Origin of the sequence: Methylocapsa acidiphila B2 (assembly GCF_000427445.1) — a bacterium.
Taxonomy (GTDB): Bacteria; Pseudomonadota; Alphaproteobacteria; order Rhizobiales; family Beijerinckiaceae; genus Methylocapsa; species Methylocapsa acidiphila.
In genome coordinates this window covers 962,669-975,733 of the sequence record NZ_KE386496.1, presented here as the reverse complement: position 1 = coordinate 975,733, position 13,065 = coordinate 962,669, and the positions used below count along the sequence as shown (strand labels likewise).

The 13,065-nt window shown below is 60.8% G+C and carries 21 protein-coding genes; all 21 read left to right on the top strand.

The features are described from left to right. Nucleotides 1–468: 468 nt before the first annotated feature. The 21 genes from rpsL to rplF all read left to right on the top strand — a co-directional run bounded on the left by rpsL (nt 469) and on the right by rplF (nt 13,065). Nucleotides 469–840, top strand: coding sequence for a 30S ribosomal protein S12 (gene rpsL / locus METAC_RS0106280; protein WP_026606372.1), 372 nt, complete (start codon nt 469–471; stop codon nt 838–840). Nucleotides 841–926: 86 nt separating this feature from the next. Next, nucleotides 927–1,397 carry a 30S ribosomal protein S7 gene (gene rpsG / locus METAC_RS0106275; RefSeq protein ID WP_026606371.1) on the top strand — a complete coding sequence of 157 codons (471 nt, stop codon included), beginning with the start codon at nt 927–929 and terminating at the stop codon, nt 1,395–1,397. 40 nt (nt 1,398–1,437) lie between these two features. Then, nucleotides 1,438–3,513: an elongation factor G gene (gene fusA, locus METAC_RS0106270; protein ID WP_026606370.1), complete on the top strand. Its 2,076-nt coding sequence runs from the start codon at nt 1,438–1,440 to the stop codon at nt 3,511–3,513. A 43-nt stretch (nt 3,514–3,556) separates the two neighbouring features. Further along, nucleotides 3,557–4,747, top strand: a complete 1,191-nt coding sequence (tuf, locus tag METAC_RS0106265; RefSeq protein WP_026606369.1) for an elongation factor Tu — start codon at nt 3,557–3,559, stop codon at nt 4,745–4,747. A 136-nt stretch (nt 4,748–4,883) separates the two neighbouring features. After that, a complete protein-coding gene (gene rpsJ, locus METAC_RS0106260) occupies nt 4,884–5,192 on the top strand; it encodes a 30S ribosomal protein S10 (RefSeq protein WP_026606368.1) in 309 nt (102 codons plus the stop codon). A gap of 95 nt (nt 5,193–5,287) precedes the next feature. Beyond that, nucleotides 5,288–6,013 carry a 50S ribosomal protein L3 gene (gene rplC, locus METAC_RS0106255; protein ID WP_026606367.1) on the top strand — a complete coding sequence of 242 codons (726 nt, stop codon included), beginning with the start codon at nt 5,288–5,290 and terminating at the stop codon, nt 6,011–6,013. Further along, complete coding sequence (gene rplD / locus METAC_RS0106250; RefSeq protein WP_026606366.1) at nt 6,010–6,630, top strand: 50S ribosomal protein L4; 621 nt, start codon at nt 6,010–6,012, stop codon at nt 6,628–6,630. Before rplC ends, rplD begins: the two co-directional genes overlap by 4 nt. Further along, nucleotides 6,627–6,938, top strand: a complete 312-nt coding sequence (locus METAC_RS0106245) for a 50S ribosomal protein L23 (RefSeq protein ID WP_026606365.1) — start codon at nt 6,627–6,629, stop codon at nt 6,936–6,938. The genes rplD and METAC_RS0106245 overlap by 4 nt, the downstream gene beginning before the upstream one ends. A gap of 22 nt (nt 6,939–6,960) precedes the next feature. Continuing rightward, on the top strand, nt 6,961–7,800 hold the full coding sequence (gene rplB / locus METAC_RS0106240; RefSeq protein ID WP_026606364.1) for a 50S ribosomal protein L2: 840 nt from the start codon (nt 6,961–6,963) through the stop codon (nt 7,798–7,800). Nucleotides 7,801–7,802: 2 nt separating this feature from the next. After that, complete coding sequence (gene rpsS / locus METAC_RS0106235; RefSeq protein ID WP_026606363.1) at nt 7,803–8,081, top strand: 30S ribosomal protein S19; 279 nt, start codon at nt 7,803–7,805, stop codon at nt 8,079–8,081. A 2-nt stretch (nt 8,082–8,083) separates the two neighbouring features. Then, the gene (rplV, locus tag METAC_RS0106230) at nt 8,084–8,464 is read left to right on the top strand and encodes a 50S ribosomal protein L22 (RefSeq protein ID WP_036255335.1); all 381 of its coding nucleotides are present in this window, start codon (nt 8,084–8,086) and stop codon (nt 8,462–8,464) included. Between the two features lie 10 nt (nt 8,465–8,474). Then, nucleotides 8,475–9,197, top strand: coding sequence for a 30S ribosomal protein S3 (rpsC, locus tag METAC_RS0106225; RefSeq protein WP_026606361.1), 723 nt, complete (start codon nt 8,475–8,477; stop codon nt 9,195–9,197). A gap of 37 nt (nt 9,198–9,234) precedes the next feature. After that, on the top strand, nt 9,235–9,648 hold the full coding sequence (rplP, locus tag METAC_RS0106220) for a 50S ribosomal protein L16 (RefSeq protein ID WP_026606360.1): 414 nt from the start codon (nt 9,235–9,237) through the stop codon (nt 9,646–9,648). Nucleotides 9,649–9,661: 13 nt separating this feature from the next. Beyond that, a complete protein-coding gene (gene rpmC, locus METAC_RS0106215) occupies nt 9,662–9,874 on the top strand; it encodes a 50S ribosomal protein L29 (RefSeq protein WP_026606359.1) in 213 nt (70 codons plus the stop codon). Between the two features lie 117 nt (nt 9,875–9,991). Further along, nucleotides 9,992–10,234 carry a 30S ribosomal protein S17 gene (rpsQ, locus tag METAC_RS0106210; RefSeq protein WP_026606358.1) on the top strand — a complete coding sequence of 81 codons (243 nt, stop codon included), beginning with the start codon at nt 9,992–9,994 and terminating at the stop codon, nt 10,232–10,234. 110 nt (nt 10,235–10,344) lie between these two features. Continuing rightward, a complete protein-coding gene (rplN, locus tag METAC_RS0106205; protein WP_026606357.1) occupies nt 10,345–10,713 on the top strand; it encodes a 50S ribosomal protein L14 in 369 nt (122 codons plus the stop codon). After that, nucleotides 10,713–11,030: a 50S ribosomal protein L24 gene (gene rplX / locus METAC_RS0106200; RefSeq protein ID WP_026606356.1), complete on the top strand. Its 318-nt coding sequence runs from the start codon at nt 10,713–10,715 to the stop codon at nt 11,028–11,030. Before rplN ends, rplX begins: the two co-directional genes overlap by 1 nt. A 136-nt stretch (nt 11,031–11,166) precedes the next feature. After that, complete coding sequence (gene rplE, locus METAC_RS0106195) at nt 11,167–11,748, top strand: 50S ribosomal protein L5 (RefSeq protein WP_036256070.1); 582 nt, start codon at nt 11,167–11,169, stop codon at nt 11,746–11,748. A 42-nt stretch (nt 11,749–11,790) separates the two neighbouring features. Continuing rightward, nucleotides 11,791–12,096, top strand: coding sequence for a 30S ribosomal protein S14 (gene rpsN, locus METAC_RS0106190; RefSeq protein ID WP_026606354.1), 306 nt, complete (start codon nt 11,791–11,793; stop codon nt 12,094–12,096). Nucleotides 12,097–12,108: 12 nt separating this feature from the next. Continuing rightward, on the top strand, nt 12,109–12,507 hold the full coding sequence (gene rpsH / locus METAC_RS0106185) for a 30S ribosomal protein S8 (protein ID WP_026606353.1): 399 nt from the start codon (nt 12,109–12,111) through the stop codon (nt 12,505–12,507). Nucleotides 12,508–12,531: 24 nt separating this feature from the next. Beyond that, entirely contained in the window at nt 12,532–13,065 is a 534-nt protein-coding gene (rplF, locus tag METAC_RS0106180) for a 50S ribosomal protein L6 (protein ID WP_026606352.1), read from the top strand.

Genomic DNA, 13,065 nt, shown 5'->3' with positions numbered 1-13,065 from the left:
CCTAGCCGCAGCCGATGACCACGATGAGTTTTGGCTCATCATGGAGCGTAAGAGGGAAAAGCCGCCGCATTTCGTATAGGGAAGGGGTTGACGCGCTAGCGCGACATCACTAAGTTCCGCCCACCTCAGACAGGCAGTAGGTTTTTCTATTCGGAACGACTCGTTCTGAAACCTTAAAACCTAAACGCTGTCGGATTCAGCGACTGAATAGTCACAGCATAGATTCAGGGCTCGCCTTGGGTCGCTCGGAGGCAAGACCGCGGGCTTCGCCGCCGTGGTCCTCTGCGCAATGGCAGCGCCACAAGCCCTTACCGGCTGTTGGCGCTGACGTGTTTGCGTCTCTATAACGCCGCCGGGCCTGCATGACGCAGGGTGGGGCGGCGTTTTGAATTTGGCGAATGCGGGTTCTCTGGAGCGGCGGGCTCCGCCCGACTGCGAAGATTTGGACCTATTGGAAAGATAATAAGTATGCCGACGATCAGCCAATTGATCCGCAAGCCGCGGCACGAAAAGACCTACCGGGAGAAGGCGCGCCATTTGGGCGCCTGCCCGCAGAAGCGCGGCGTCTGCACGCGCGTCTATACGACGACCCCGAAGAAGCCGAACTCGGCGCTCCGTAAGGTCGCCAAGGTCCGGTTGACCAATGGGTTCGAGGTGATCGGCTATATCCCTGGCGAGGGACACAATCTGCAGGAGCATTCGGTCGTCATGATCCGCGGCGGCCGTGTCAAGGATCTGCCCGGCGTGCGCTATCACATCCTGCGTGGCGTGCTCGACACCCAGGGCGTCAAGAACCGCAAGCAGCGCCGCTCGAAATACGGGGCCAAGCGGCCGAAGTAATCTGTATCGAGCCTTCGGGGCGGCTGTGATCGGGTGACCGAGCGCACCGGCCCGCGTTAGAAATCAATTCGACGGAGCATACCGAGATGTCGCGCCGCCATAGCGCCGAAAAGCGGGAAGTCATCCCCGACGCCAAATTTGGGGACGTCATCCTCACCAAGTTCATGAACTCGATCATGTATGACGGCAAGAAATCGGTCGCCGAGTCGATCGTTTACAACGCCTTCGACATCATCGGGCAAAAGACCAAGTCCGAGCCGCTTAGCGTGTTCCGGCAGGCGCTGGAAAATGTCGCGCCGGCGATCGAGGTGCGCTCCCGCCGCGTCGGCGGCGCGACCTATCAGGTCCCGGTCGAGGTTCGCATGGAGCGCCGCCAGGCGTTGGCGATCCGATGGATCATCACGGCCGCGCGAGGACGCAACGACAAGACCATGGTCGACCGTCTTTCGGCCGAGCTGATGGATGCGGCGAACAACCGCGGCAACGCCGTGAAGAAGCGTGAAGACACGCATCGTATGGCGGAGGCGAACCGCGCCTTCTCGCACTATCGCTGGTGATGGGTTTTTACGACGCTGTTTGCGCTTGAAGGGAAATCTCATGCCTCGTAGCCATCCGATCGAGGACTACCGTAACTTCGGCATCATGGCCCATATCGACGCGGGCAAGACGACGACGACCGAGCGCATCCTCTATTATTCCGGCAAGTCGCATAAGATCGGCGAAGTCCATGACGGCGCCGCGACCATGGACTGGATGGAGCAGGAGCAGGAGCGCGGCATTACGATCACGTCCGCCGCCACGACCACCATCTGGAACGGCAAGCGCCTTAACATTATCGACACCCCCGGCCACGTCGATTTCACGATCGAGGTAGAGCGTTCGCTGCGCGTGCTCGACGGTGCCGTATGCGTGCTCGACGGCAACCAGGGCGTCGAGCCGCAGACCGAGACCGTGTGGCGTCAGGCCGATAAATACAACGTGCCCCGCATCGTCTTCGTCAACAAGATGGACAAGATCGGGGCCGATTTCTATCGCTGCGTCGACGACATCAAGAACAAGGTTGGCGGACGGCCGGTCTGCATTCAATTGCCGATCGGCTCGGAAGCGGATTTTAAGGGCGTCATCGATCTCATCCGCATGAAGGCGGTCGTCTGGGAAGACGAGGCGCTCGGCGCCAAATATAACGACGCCGAGATTCCGGCCGAATTGAAAGAGAAGGCCCAAGACTATCGCCATACCCTTTTGGAGGCGGCGGTCGAGCTCGACGACGACGTCATGAGCGCCTATCTCGATGGCGTGGAGCCCGATGAAGAGACGCTGAAGCGCTTGATCCGCAAGGCTGTTCGGCAAATCACCTTCATTCCGATCCTGTGCGGCTCGGCCTTCAAGAACAAGGGCGTGCAGCCTCTGCTCGACGCGGTCGTCGACTATCTGCCGTCGCCGCTCGATCGCGAGGCGATCAAGGGCGTCGACGTCGATAGCGGCGAGGAAGTCGTGCGTCTGCCGAACGACGATGCGCCATTCTCCATGCTCGCTTTCAAGATCATGGACGATCCCTTCGTCGGCTCGATCACCTTCGCACGGGTTTATTCAGGCCATATCGACTCGGGCACCACCGTGCTCAATTCGACAAAGGACAAGCGCGAGCGCATCGGCCGCATGTTGCTCATGCATGCGAATAATCGCGAGGACATCAAGGAAGCCTATTCGGGCGACATCGTCGCGCTCGCAGGCCTCAAGGACACGCGCACCGGCGACACGCTCTGCGATCCGAACAAGGCCGTGATTCTGGAGCGGATGGAGTTTCCCGAGCCGGTCATCGAGATCGCGATCGAGCCGAAGTCGAAGGCCGATCAGGAAAAGCTCGGCATCGCCCTGTCGAAGCTCGCGGCGGAAGATCCTTCCTTCCGCGTGTCGACCGATCAAGAGTCTGGCCAGACAATTCTGAAGGGAATGGGCGAGCTTCATCTCGACATTAAGGTCGACATCCTGAAGCGCACCTACAAAGTCGACGCCAATATCGGCGCGCCGCAGGTCGCCTATCGCGAGAGGCTTACGCGCAGGGTCGAGATCGACCACACGCATAAGAAGCAGACGGGCGGCACCGGCCAGTTCGCGCGCGTGAAGATCATCTTTGAGCCGAACGAGGCGGGCGCCGGCAATAGTTTCGAGTCGCAGATCGTCGGCGGCGCGGTGCCGAAGGAATATATCCCCGGCGTCGAGAAGGGCATCAACAGCGTGATGGGGTCCGGCATCCTCGCCGGCTTCCCGGTGGTCGACGTGAAGGCGACTCTCGTCGACGGCGCCTTTCATGACGTCGACTCCTCGGTTCTCGCCTTCGAAATCGCCTCGCGGGCGGCGTTCCGCGAGGCGCTCCAGAAGGGCGGCTCGGTGTTGCTCGAGCCGATCATGAAGGTCGAGGTGACGACTCCCGAGGATTACACGGGATCGGTTATGGGCGATCTCCTCGGCCGTCGCGGTCAGGTCCAGGGACAGGACATGCGCGGCAACGCCGTGGTCATCAACGCCATGGTGCCTTTGGCCAATATGTTTGGCTACGTCAATCAGCTGCGATCCTTCAGCCAGGGCCGCGCCAATTACACGATGCAATTCGATCATTACGAGCAGGTCCCCGCGGGCGAAGCCGCGAAGGTCCAGGCGAAATACGCCTGATCTTGAAACGCAGCGCGCGAAGAAATCCTAGAGGAGCCGGACGATGGGCAAGGAAAAGTTTGAGCGGACAAAGCCGCATTGCAACATTGGGACGATCGGCCATGTCGACCATGGCAAGACGTCTTTGACCGCGGCGATCACGAAGGTCCTGGCCGAATCGGGCGGCGCGACCTTCACCGCCTATGATCAAATCGACAAGGCTCCCGAAGAGAAAGCGCGCGGCATCACGATCTCGACCGCGCATGTCGAATACGAGACGAAGAATCGCCACTACGCGCATGTCGATTGCCCCGGCCACGCGGACTATGTGAAGAACATGATCACCGGCGCGGCGCAGATGGACGGCGCGATTCTCGTCGTGTCCGCCGCCGACGGTCCGATGCCGCAGACCCGCGAGCATATTCTGCTTGCGCGTCAGGTCGGCGTCCCAGCGCTGGTCGTGTTTCTCAACAAGGTCGACATGGTGGACGACGCGGAGCTGCTTGAGCTCGTTGAGCTCGAGGTTCGCGAGCTTCTGTCCAAATATGAATTCCCTGGCGACGACATTCCGATCACCAAGGGTTCAGCGCTGTGCGCGCTCGAGAACCGCAATCCCGAAATCGGGCATGATGCGGTCCTGGCTTTGATGGCGACGGTAGACGCCTATATCCCGCAGCCGGAACGTCCGATCGACCAGCCCTTCCTGATGCCGGTCGAGGACGTGTTCTCGATCTCCGGCCGCGGCACGGTCGTGACCGGCCGCGTGGAGCGCGGCATCATCAAGGTCGGCGAGGAAATCGAGATCGTCGGCTTGAAGCCCACCGTGAAAACCACGGTGACGGGCGTCGAAATGTTCCGCAAGCTGCTCGATCAGGGCCAGGCGGGCGACAATATTGGCGCTTTGCTTCGCGGCACCAAGCGCGAGGACGTGGAGCGCGGCCAAGTGCTCTGCAAGCCCGGTTCGGTCAAGCCGCATACGAAGTTCAAGGCGGAAGCCTACATCCTCACCAAGGACGAGGGCGGCAGGCATACGCCTTTCTTCACCAATTACCGGCCGCAATTCTATTTCCGCACGACCGACGTGACCGGCGTCGTCACCCTGCCGGAAGGCACGGAAATGGTGATGCCTGGCGATAATGTGACCATGGATGTCGAGCTGATCGTTCCGATCGCGATGGAGGAGAAGCTGCGCTTCGCCATTCGTGAAGGCGGCCGCACTGTCGGCGCAGGCGTCGTCGCCTCAATCACCGAGTGACGGCGAGGCGGGTCGCTATAGCGAAGACAAAGACTCTTCGGGGCGCGCCGATTGAGGCGCGGCTCGAGGGGATCGCGGGAAGCAGGATGAGCTGGCAAGCCGGGTGCTCCGAGGCTGGCCGACAGGGAATGAATAGATGAACGGCCAGAATATCCGCATTCGCCTCAAGGCGTTCGATCATCGAATCTTGGATTCGTCGACGAAGGAGATCGTATCCACCGCGAAGCGCACCGGCGCGCAGGTTCGCGGCCCGATCCCTCTCCCGACGAAGATCGAGAAATTTACGGTCAACCGTTCGCCCCATGTCGACAAGAAGTCGCGTGAGCAGTTCGAGATCCGGACGCATAAAAGGGTGCTCGACATCGTCGATCCCACGCCGCAAACCGTCGACGCGCTGATGAAGCTCGATCTCGCCGCCGGCGTGGATGTGGAGATCAAGCTTTAGGCATTGCGGGGACGGACGTTTCCGAAGGTTGACGCGTCCGTCGCGACGAAGGCGCGCCGCGGCAGGCGCAAAAGTGGGTCTTGAAGGATTTAACCATGCGATCAGGTGTCATCGCGCAAAAGCTCGGCATGACCCGCGTCTTCACCGACGTCGGCGAGCATGTGCCGGTCACGGTTCTGAAGCTCGAAGGCTGTCAGGTCGTCGCGCATCGGACCAAGGAGCAGAACGGCTACACCGCTGTCCAGCTCGGCGTCGGCCGCGCCAAGGTGAAGAACGTGTCAAAAGCCGAGCGCCAACGCTTCGCGGTCGCCAAAGTCGAGCCCAAGCTCAAGCTTGCCGAGTTTCGCGTCGAGGAGGGCGGCTTGCTGCCCGTCGGCGCCGAGATCACGGCAGATCATTTTGTCGTCGGTCAATTCGTCGACGTGACCGGAACCAGCACCGGCAAAGGTTTTGCCGGCGCAATGAAGCGCTGGAATTTCGGCGGTTTGCGCGCGACCCATGGCGTGTCGATCTCGCATCGCTCGCATGGTTCGACCGGCGGTCGGCAAGATCCCGGCAAGACCTTTAAGAACAAGAAAATGGCCGGCCATTTAGGGGCTGAGCGGGTGACGACCCTCAATCTTCGCGTGGTTCAGCTCGACACTGAACGCGGTTTGATCCTGGTCGAGGGCGCGGTTCCCGGAGTCGCCGGCGGCTGGATTCATATTCGCGACGCAGTCAAAAAGGCGCTTCCGAAAGATGCGCCGAAGCCGGGCAAGTACCGCTTGGCCAGCGATGCGTCAGAGGCGCCTGCAGGCGAGACGACGGAGGCGGGCGCGTGAAGATCGACATTACCTCTCTCGACGGCGTCGCCGCCGGCTCGATCGATCTCGACGATTCGATTTTCGGTCTGACGCCCCGCGAGGATTTGATCGCGCGGATGGTGCGCTATCAGCTTGCCAAGCGGCGCGCCGGCACCCATGCGGTCAAGAATCGGGCGGAGATCGCCCGGACGGGCAAGAAATTGTACAAGCAGAAGGGCACGGGTTCTGCCCGGCACGGCTCTGCTCGGGTGCCGCAGTTTCGCGGCGGCGGGCGCGCTTTCGGCCCGGTCGTGCGCTCCCATGCGCATGATCTGCCGAAGAAGGTTCGCGCCCTCGCCTTGAAGCACGCCCTCTCGGCGAAGGCTCAAGAAGGCGGGATCATCGTATGGGCGGATGCGAAGGCTGTCGACGCGAAGACCAAGGGACTGAAAGCGAGCTTCGCCAAGCTCGGCCTGACCAGCGCCTTGATCATCGACGGCGCCGAGCCCGAGGCGAATTTTAGCCTTGCCGCGCGCAACATCCCGCAGATTGACGTGTTGCCGGTTCAGGGCATCAATGTCTATGACATTCTCCGCCGCCAAAAGCTGGTTCTGACCAAGGCGGCGATCGACGCGTTGGAGGCGCGCTTCAAATGAGCTCGGCGAAACTCGCGCTCGAAGCGCATCATTATGACGTGATCCTGGCTCCGGTCATCACCGAGAAGGCGACTCTCGCCTCCGAGGCGAACCAGGTGATCTTCAAGGTTCCGAAGACGGCGACCAAGCCTGAGATCAAGGCCGCGGTCGAGCGCCTCTTCGACGTCAAGGTGGAGAGCGTCAATACGCTGATCCGCAAAGGCAAGAGGAAAGTGTTCAAAGGAACGCGCGGCGTTCAATCGGACGTGAAGAAGGCGGTCGTGACCCTCGCCGAAGGTCACAAGATCGACGTGACGACCGGGCTTTGATTTCGATTTGAGGAGTGCGCCGATGGCGCTTAAGACATTCAAACCTGTCACGCCGAGCCTTCGCCAGCTCGTCATTGTGGACCGCAGCGACCTTTACAAGGGCAAGCCGGTGAAGCAGTTGACCGAGGGGAAATCTTCCTCGGGCGGACGCAACAACAATGGCCGGATTACCGTGCGTTTTCGCGGCGGCGGCCATAAGCAGGCCTATCGGATCATCGATTTCAAGCGGCGCAAGCTCAATGTCGCGGCGAAGGTCGAGCGGATCGAATATGATCCCAACCGGACCTCTTTCATTGCCCTCATTCGCTACGCCGACGGCGAATTGTCTTATATCATCGCGCCGCAGCGGCTCTCTGTCGGCGACGAGGTGATCGCTGGCCTGCAGGTCGACGTGAAGCCGGGCAACGCCATGGCCCTCGCCAATATGCCGGTCGGGACGATCGTGCATAATGTCGAGATGAAGATTGGCAAGGGCGGCGCCATGGCGCGGTCGGCAGGCACTTATGCTCAAGTCGTCGGGCGCGATCAGGGCTATGTCATCGTTCGGCTGAATTCGGGCGAGCAGCGGCTGATCCATGGCCAATGTTTCGGCACTGTGGGCGCCGTGTCCAATCCGGATCACATGAACGCCTCGATCGGCAAGGCGGGACGGAGCCGCTGGCTCGGGCGCAGGCCGCATAACCGCGGCGTGACCATGAACCCGGTTGACCATCCGCACGGCGGCGGCGAAGGCCGCACCTCGGGCGGCCGCCATCCCGTGACCCCTTGGGGCAAGCCGACCAAGGGCAAGAAGACGCGGTCGAATAAGTCGACCACCAAATTCATCGTGACCTCGCGTCACAAAAGCAAGAAGAAGGGCTGACCATGGCTCGCTCGATCTGGAAAGGTCCGTTCGTCGACGGCTATCTGCTCAAGAAGGCAGAGGCGTCGCGTGGAACGGGGCGCTCCGAAGTCATCAAGATCTGGAGCCGGCGCTCAACGATTTTGCCGCAATTCGTGGGGCTGACCTTCGGCGTCTACAATGGCCATAAGCATGTGCCGGTGTCCGTGACCGAGGAAATGATCGGTCATAAGTTCGGCGAGTTCTCGCCGACGCGAACCTTCCACGGCCATGCCGCGGACAAGAAAGCCAGGAGAGGCTGATCATGTCCAAGGAAAAAACCGAACGCGCGTTGAAGGACAATGAAGCGAAGGCGGTTGCGCGCATGTTGCGCGTGAGCCCGCAAAAGCTGAACCTGTTGGCGCAGCTGATCCGCGGCAAGAAGGTGGAGACAGCCTTGGCCGATCTCGAATTTTCACACAAGCGGGTCGCTTTCGACGTGAAGAAGGCGTTGGAAAGCGCGATCGCCAACGCTGAGAACAATCACAGCCTAGACGTCGACGATCTCGTCGTAGCGGAGGCTTATGTCGGCAAGGCTTTGGTGATGAAAAGGTTCAGCGCGCGCGCCCGAGGCCGCTCGGGACGCATTCAGAAGCCTTTTTCGAATTTGACGATTATCTTGCGCGAAGTCGCGGCGGCGGCCTGAGGAGATAGGCATGGGTCAGAAAGTCAACCCGATCGGCCTGCGGCTCGGCATCAACCGGACCTGGGATTCGCGCTGGTTCGCCGGCAAGGGCGAATATGGCAAGCTGCTGCACGAGGATATCGCGATCCGCGAGGTTCTGATGAAGAACCTCAAGCAGGCCGCGGTCTCCAAGATCATCATCGAGCGCCCGCATAAGAAGTGCCGGGTGACCATTCATTCGGCGCGTCCGGGCGTCGTGATCGGCAAGAAGGGGGCGGATATCGACAAGATCCGCAAGCTCGTGTCGAAGCTCACGGATTCGGAAGTGCTGATCAATATCGTCGAGGTGCGCAAGCCGGAAATCGACGCGACATTGGTCGCCGATTCCATAGCGCAGCAGCTCGAGCGCCGGGTCGCTTTCCGACGCGCCATGAAGCGTGCGGTTCAATCCGCCATGCGTCTCGGCGCGGAAGGCATTCGCATCAATTGCTCTGGCCGTCTCGGCGGCGCCGAAATCGCCAGGCTCGAATGGTATCGCGAGGGGCGAGTCCCGTTGCATACGCTGCGCGCCGACGTCGATTATGGCACAGCCACAGCGCATACCGCCTATGGCACTTGCGGCATCAAGGTCTGGATCTTTAAGGGCGAAATCCTTGAGCATGATCCGATGGCGCAGGACAAGCGGCTGAGCGAACAGGAACATTCGGGCGGCGGCGGCGGAGAACGGCGTCGGCGCGACCGCGACGCGGCCTGATCGCACGGGCAATATTAAGTCTGAGAGTTTTTGAATCATGCTTCAACCCAAGCGCACAAAGTTCCGCAAGGCCTTCAAGGGCCGCATTCACGGCGCGGCCAAGGGCGGCTTCGAGCTGAATTTCGGACAGTTCGGTCTGAAGGCCCTTGAGCCCGAGCGCATCACCGCGCGGCAGATCGAGGCGGCCCGCCGGGCGATGACGCGTCATATGCGGCGCGCCGGGCGCGTTTGGATCCGGATTTTTCCCGACGTTCCGGTGTCGAAAAAGCCGACCGAGGTTCGCATGGGCAAGGGCAAGGGCGCGCCGGAACTATGGGCCTGCCGCGTTGCGCCCGGCCGCATCATGTTCGAGCTTGACGGCGTTCCGGCCGAGCTTGCCCGTGAGGCGCTGACGCTTGCGGCCGCTAAATTGCCGATCAAGACGCGGTTCGTTCAACGGATTCTCGAGTGACAAGGGCGCCGTCATGAAATCGAAACAGCGTTTGTCGGATCTCAAGGTCATGTCGGGCGATCAGCTTGAGCAGGAACTTTTGAACCTCAAAAAGGAACAGTTCAATCTTCGCTTCCAGCGGGCTACGGGCCAACTGGAGAACACGGCGCGGGTGCGCGTCGTGAGGCGGGACATCGCCCGGGTTAAATCTCTGGCGGGACTGAAGCGGCGCGAAGGCGCGAGATAGGATTTTGCTCGTAGGAGCTGGCAAGAGCATGCGCCAATTGGGACATGCGCCAGGTCTTCGAGTTTAGGCGCTTCAAGGCGCTTTGAGCGCAGAGTTTGCAGATAGGTTTCAGAGACTATGCCGAAACGAATTCTTCAAGGCGTCGTGGTGAGCGACAAGCAGGAAAAGACCGTTGTCGTGAAGGTTGAGCGCCGGTTCACCCATCCGCTCTTGAAGAAGACGGTGCGGCGATCGAAGAATTATCACGCGCATGACGAGGCGAAAGCTTTCAAGGTGGGCGATCAGGTTTCGATCGAGGAGACGAAGCCCATCTCCAAACTGAAGCGCTGGACCGTTCTGCCGGCGGCTGAAAAGGCCTGAGGGGCGGCGGCCCGAAACGAATTTGGTTCTGAGGGGGCTTTGAGCCTCCTTCAGACGTAGTCCGGCGGCTTTGCGGCCGGAAACCGATCTGAGCGGAAAGGCATGAGACGATGATACAGATGCAGACCAATCTCGACGTCGCCGATAATTCCGGCGCGCGCCGCGTGATGTGCATCAAGGTGCTCGGCGGCTCGAAGCGGAAATATGCCGGCGTCGGCGACATTATTGTCGTCTCGATCAAGGAGGCTATTCCGCGCGGGCGCGTCAAGAAGGGCGACGTGATGAAGGCGGTCGTGGTGCGCACCGCCAAGGACATCAAGCGCGCGGATGGCTCGGTCATCCGGTTCGATTCGAACGCCGCGGTGCTGATCAATAATCAGTCGGAGCCGATTGGCACCCGCATCTTCGGGCCGGTGCCGCGCGAGTTGCGCGCTCGGAACCAGATGAAGATCATTTCCCTCGCGCCGGAGGTGTTGTGATGGCGGCGAAGATCAAGAAGGGCGACCGGGTCGTCGTGCTCGTCGGCCGGGATAAGGGGCGGTCCGGCGAGGTCGTCCAGGTCATTCCGAAGGAATCCCGCGCAATTGTGCGTGGAATTAATCTTGTGAAGCGGCATCAGGCCCAAACGGCGAAGCAGGAAGCCGGCATCGTCACCAAAGAGGCTGCGATCCATTTGTCGAACCTCGCTGTGGCCGACCCCAAGGACGGCAAGCCGACCCGCGTCGGCTTCAAGCTTCTCGACGATGGCCGCAAGGTGCGCGTCGCCAAACGTTCCGGAGATGTGATCGATGGCTGAGTCCAAGACGGGCAAGGGTGGGGCCAAGGGCGCCGCGAAGGGCGGCAAGGGTCCGACTAAATCCGCTCCGAAAGAGGCGGCCAAGACCAAGAAGGGCGTCGGTGAAGGCGGCGGGCGTCGGGAGCCAACGCAATTTGTGACCGCCTCGGCGGAATCGCTCGCTTCGCCGAAAGATTACGCGCCGCGGCTGAAGAAGCATTATGAGGAGGTGGTTCGTCCGAGCCTCATCGAGCAATTCGGCTATAAAAACGCTTTCGCCGTTCCCACCATCGAGAAGATCGTGCTGAACATGGGCGTCGGCGAGGCCGTGAACGACACCAAGAAGGTCACCGCTGCGGCAGCGGATCTCGGCTTGATCGCGGGGCAGAAGGCCGTGATCACCCGCGCGCGCAACGCCATCTCGACGTTCAAGGTTCGTGAGAACATGCCGATTGGGGCGAAGGTCACTTTGCGCAAGACGAGAATGTACGAATTTCTCGATCGTCTCGTCACGATCGCGCTGCCGCGCATCCGCGACTTCCGCGGCCTCAATCCGAAGAGCTTCGACGGCCGCGGCAATTTTGCTATGGGGATCAAGGAGCACATCATTTTCCCCGAGATCAATTACGATCAGGCGGAAAGCATCGTCGGCATGGATATTATCGTTTGTACGACGGCGAAATCCGACGAAGAGGCGCGCGCCCTGTTGCGCGCATTCAACTTCCCGTTCCGGCAGTGAGGCGAGACCGTCTCAGACGCGGCGACCAGAGGTAGAAGGTTTATGGCGAAGAAAAGCTCCATCGAAAAGAACAAGCATCGCATTAAGCTCGTCAAGCAATATGCGGCTCGGCGCCTCCGTCTGAAGGCCGTCGCCAATGACGAAGCGCTGACCTTTGAGGAACGCTTCGCGGCGCGGCTTAAATTGGCGGAATTGCCGCGCAACTCCTCGGCTGGGCGCATTCGCAATCGGTGCGAGGTGAGCGGCCGTCCACGCGCCTTCACCCGGAAGATGAAAATGTCCCGCATCGCCTTGCGCGAGCTGGGTTCCAAAGGCCTGATTCCGGGCCTCGTCAAGTCGAGCTGGTAAGGAGAGCGGATCATGGCAGTGAACGATCCGCTGGGCGATATGCTGACCCGCATTCGCAACGCCCAGATGCGGCGCAAGGGCAAGGTTCAGACTCCGGGGTCGCGGCTTCGCGCGCATGTGCTCGACGTTCTCCAATCGGAGGGCTATATCCGGGGCTATTCGACGACCGAATACGGCAATGGCCGGACGGAATTCGAGATTGAGCTCAAATATTTCGACGGCGCGCCCGTGATCCGCGAGATCCAGCGCGTGTCCAAGCCAGGCCGGCGCGTCTATGCCGCGGTCGACGCCATGCCGCGGGTCGCGAATGGGCTCGGCATCACCATTATTTCGACTCCCAAGGGCGTGATGGCCGATTACGCGGCGCGGGAAGCCAATGTCGGCGGCGAAGTGCTTTGCAAGGTCTTCTGACCGAGAGAATGAGGAAAACGGTTCATGTCTCGCATCGGTAAGAAACCGGTCGTCATTCCGGCTGGCGTCACTGCCAAGGTCGAGGGTCAGTCGATCTCGGTGAAAGGCGGCAAGGGCGCTTTGTCCTTCACGGCGCCGGACGAGGTCAGTGTGAGCTTCGCCGAAAATCAGATCGCGGTTTCGCCGCGCAACGAGACGAAGCGCGCGCGGGCCATGTGGGGCATGACCCGGTCGATCGTGAATAATCTCGTGATCGGCGTGTCCCAGGGCTTCGAACGGAAGTTAGAGATTACTGGCGTCGGCTATAAAGCCGCCGTCGCAGGCAAAAACCTGCAGCTGTCGCTTGGCTATAGCCATGACGTGAGTTTTCCGATTCCGGAGGGCATAGCGATCGTCGCGCCTAAGCCGACAGAGGTTTCGATCTCCGGGATCGACAAGCGTCAAGTTGGCCAGATCGCGGCCGAGATACGGTCATTGCGGCCGCCGGAGCCCTATAAGGGCAAGGGCGTCAAATATGCCGGCGAATTCATCTTCCGCAAGGAAGGTAAGAAAAAGTAG

Bases quoted from the DNA above. Each gene is read 5' to 3' on its own strand.
- rpsL (WP_026606372.1), top strand. From the start codon at position 469: ATGCCGACGATCAGCCAATTGATCCGCAAGCCGCGGCACGAAAAGACC.
- rpsG (WP_026606371.1), top strand. From the start codon at position 927: ATGTCGCGCCGCCATAGCGCCGAAAAGCGGGAAGTCATCCCCGACGCC.
- fusA (WP_026606370.1), top strand. From the start codon at position 1,438: ATGCCTCGTAGCCATCCGATCGAGGACTACCGTAACTTCGGCATCATG.
- tuf (WP_026606369.1), top strand. From the start codon at position 3,557: ATGGGCAAGGAAAAGTTTGAGCGGACAAAGCCGCATTGCAACATTGGG.
- rpsJ (WP_026606368.1), top strand. From the start codon at position 4,884: ATGAACGGCCAGAATATCCGCATTCGCCTCAAGGCGTTCGATCATCGA.
- rplC (WP_026606367.1), top strand. From the start codon at position 5,288: ATGCGATCAGGTGTCATCGCGCAAAAGCTCGGCATGACCCGCGTCTTC.
- METAC_RS0106245 (WP_026606365.1), top strand. From the start codon at position 6,627: ATGAGCTCGGCGAAACTCGCGCTCGAAGCGCATCATTATGACGTGATC.
- rplB (WP_026606364.1), top strand. From the start codon at position 6,961: ATGGCGCTTAAGACATTCAAACCTGTCACGCCGAGCCTTCGCCAGCTC.
- rpsS (WP_026606363.1), top strand. From the start codon at position 7,803: ATGGCTCGCTCGATCTGGAAAGGTCCGTTCGTCGACGGCTATCTGCTC.
- rplV (WP_036255335.1), top strand. From the start codon at position 8,084: ATGTCCAAGGAAAAAACCGAACGCGCGTTGAAGGACAATGAAGCGAAG.
- rpsC (WP_026606361.1), top strand. From the start codon at position 8,475: ATGGGTCAGAAAGTCAACCCGATCGGCCTGCGGCTCGGCATCAACCGG.
- rplP (WP_026606360.1), top strand. From the start codon at position 9,235: ATGCTTCAACCCAAGCGCACAAAGTTCCGCAAGGCCTTCAAGGGCCGC.
- rpmC (WP_026606359.1), top strand. From the start codon at position 9,662: ATGAAATCGAAACAGCGTTTGTCGGATCTCAAGGTCATGTCGGGCGAT.
- rpsQ (WP_026606358.1), top strand. From the start codon at position 9,992: ATGCCGAAACGAATTCTTCAAGGCGTCGTGGTGAGCGACAAGCAGGAA.
- rplN (WP_026606357.1), top strand. From the start codon at position 10,345: ATGATACAGATGCAGACCAATCTCGACGTCGCCGATAATTCCGGCGCG.
- rplX (WP_026606356.1), top strand. From the start codon at position 10,713: ATGGCGGCGAAGATCAAGAAGGGCGACCGGGTCGTCGTGCTCGTCGGC.
- rpsN (WP_026606354.1), top strand. From the start codon at position 11,791: ATGGCGAAGAAAAGCTCCATCGAAAAGAACAAGCATCGCATTAAGCTC.
- rpsH (WP_026606353.1), top strand. From the start codon at position 12,109: ATGGCAGTGAACGATCCGCTGGGCGATATGCTGACCCGCATTCGCAAC.
- rplF (WP_026606352.1), top strand. From the start codon at position 12,532: ATGTCTCGCATCGGTAAGAAACCGGTCGTCATTCCGGCTGGCGTCACT.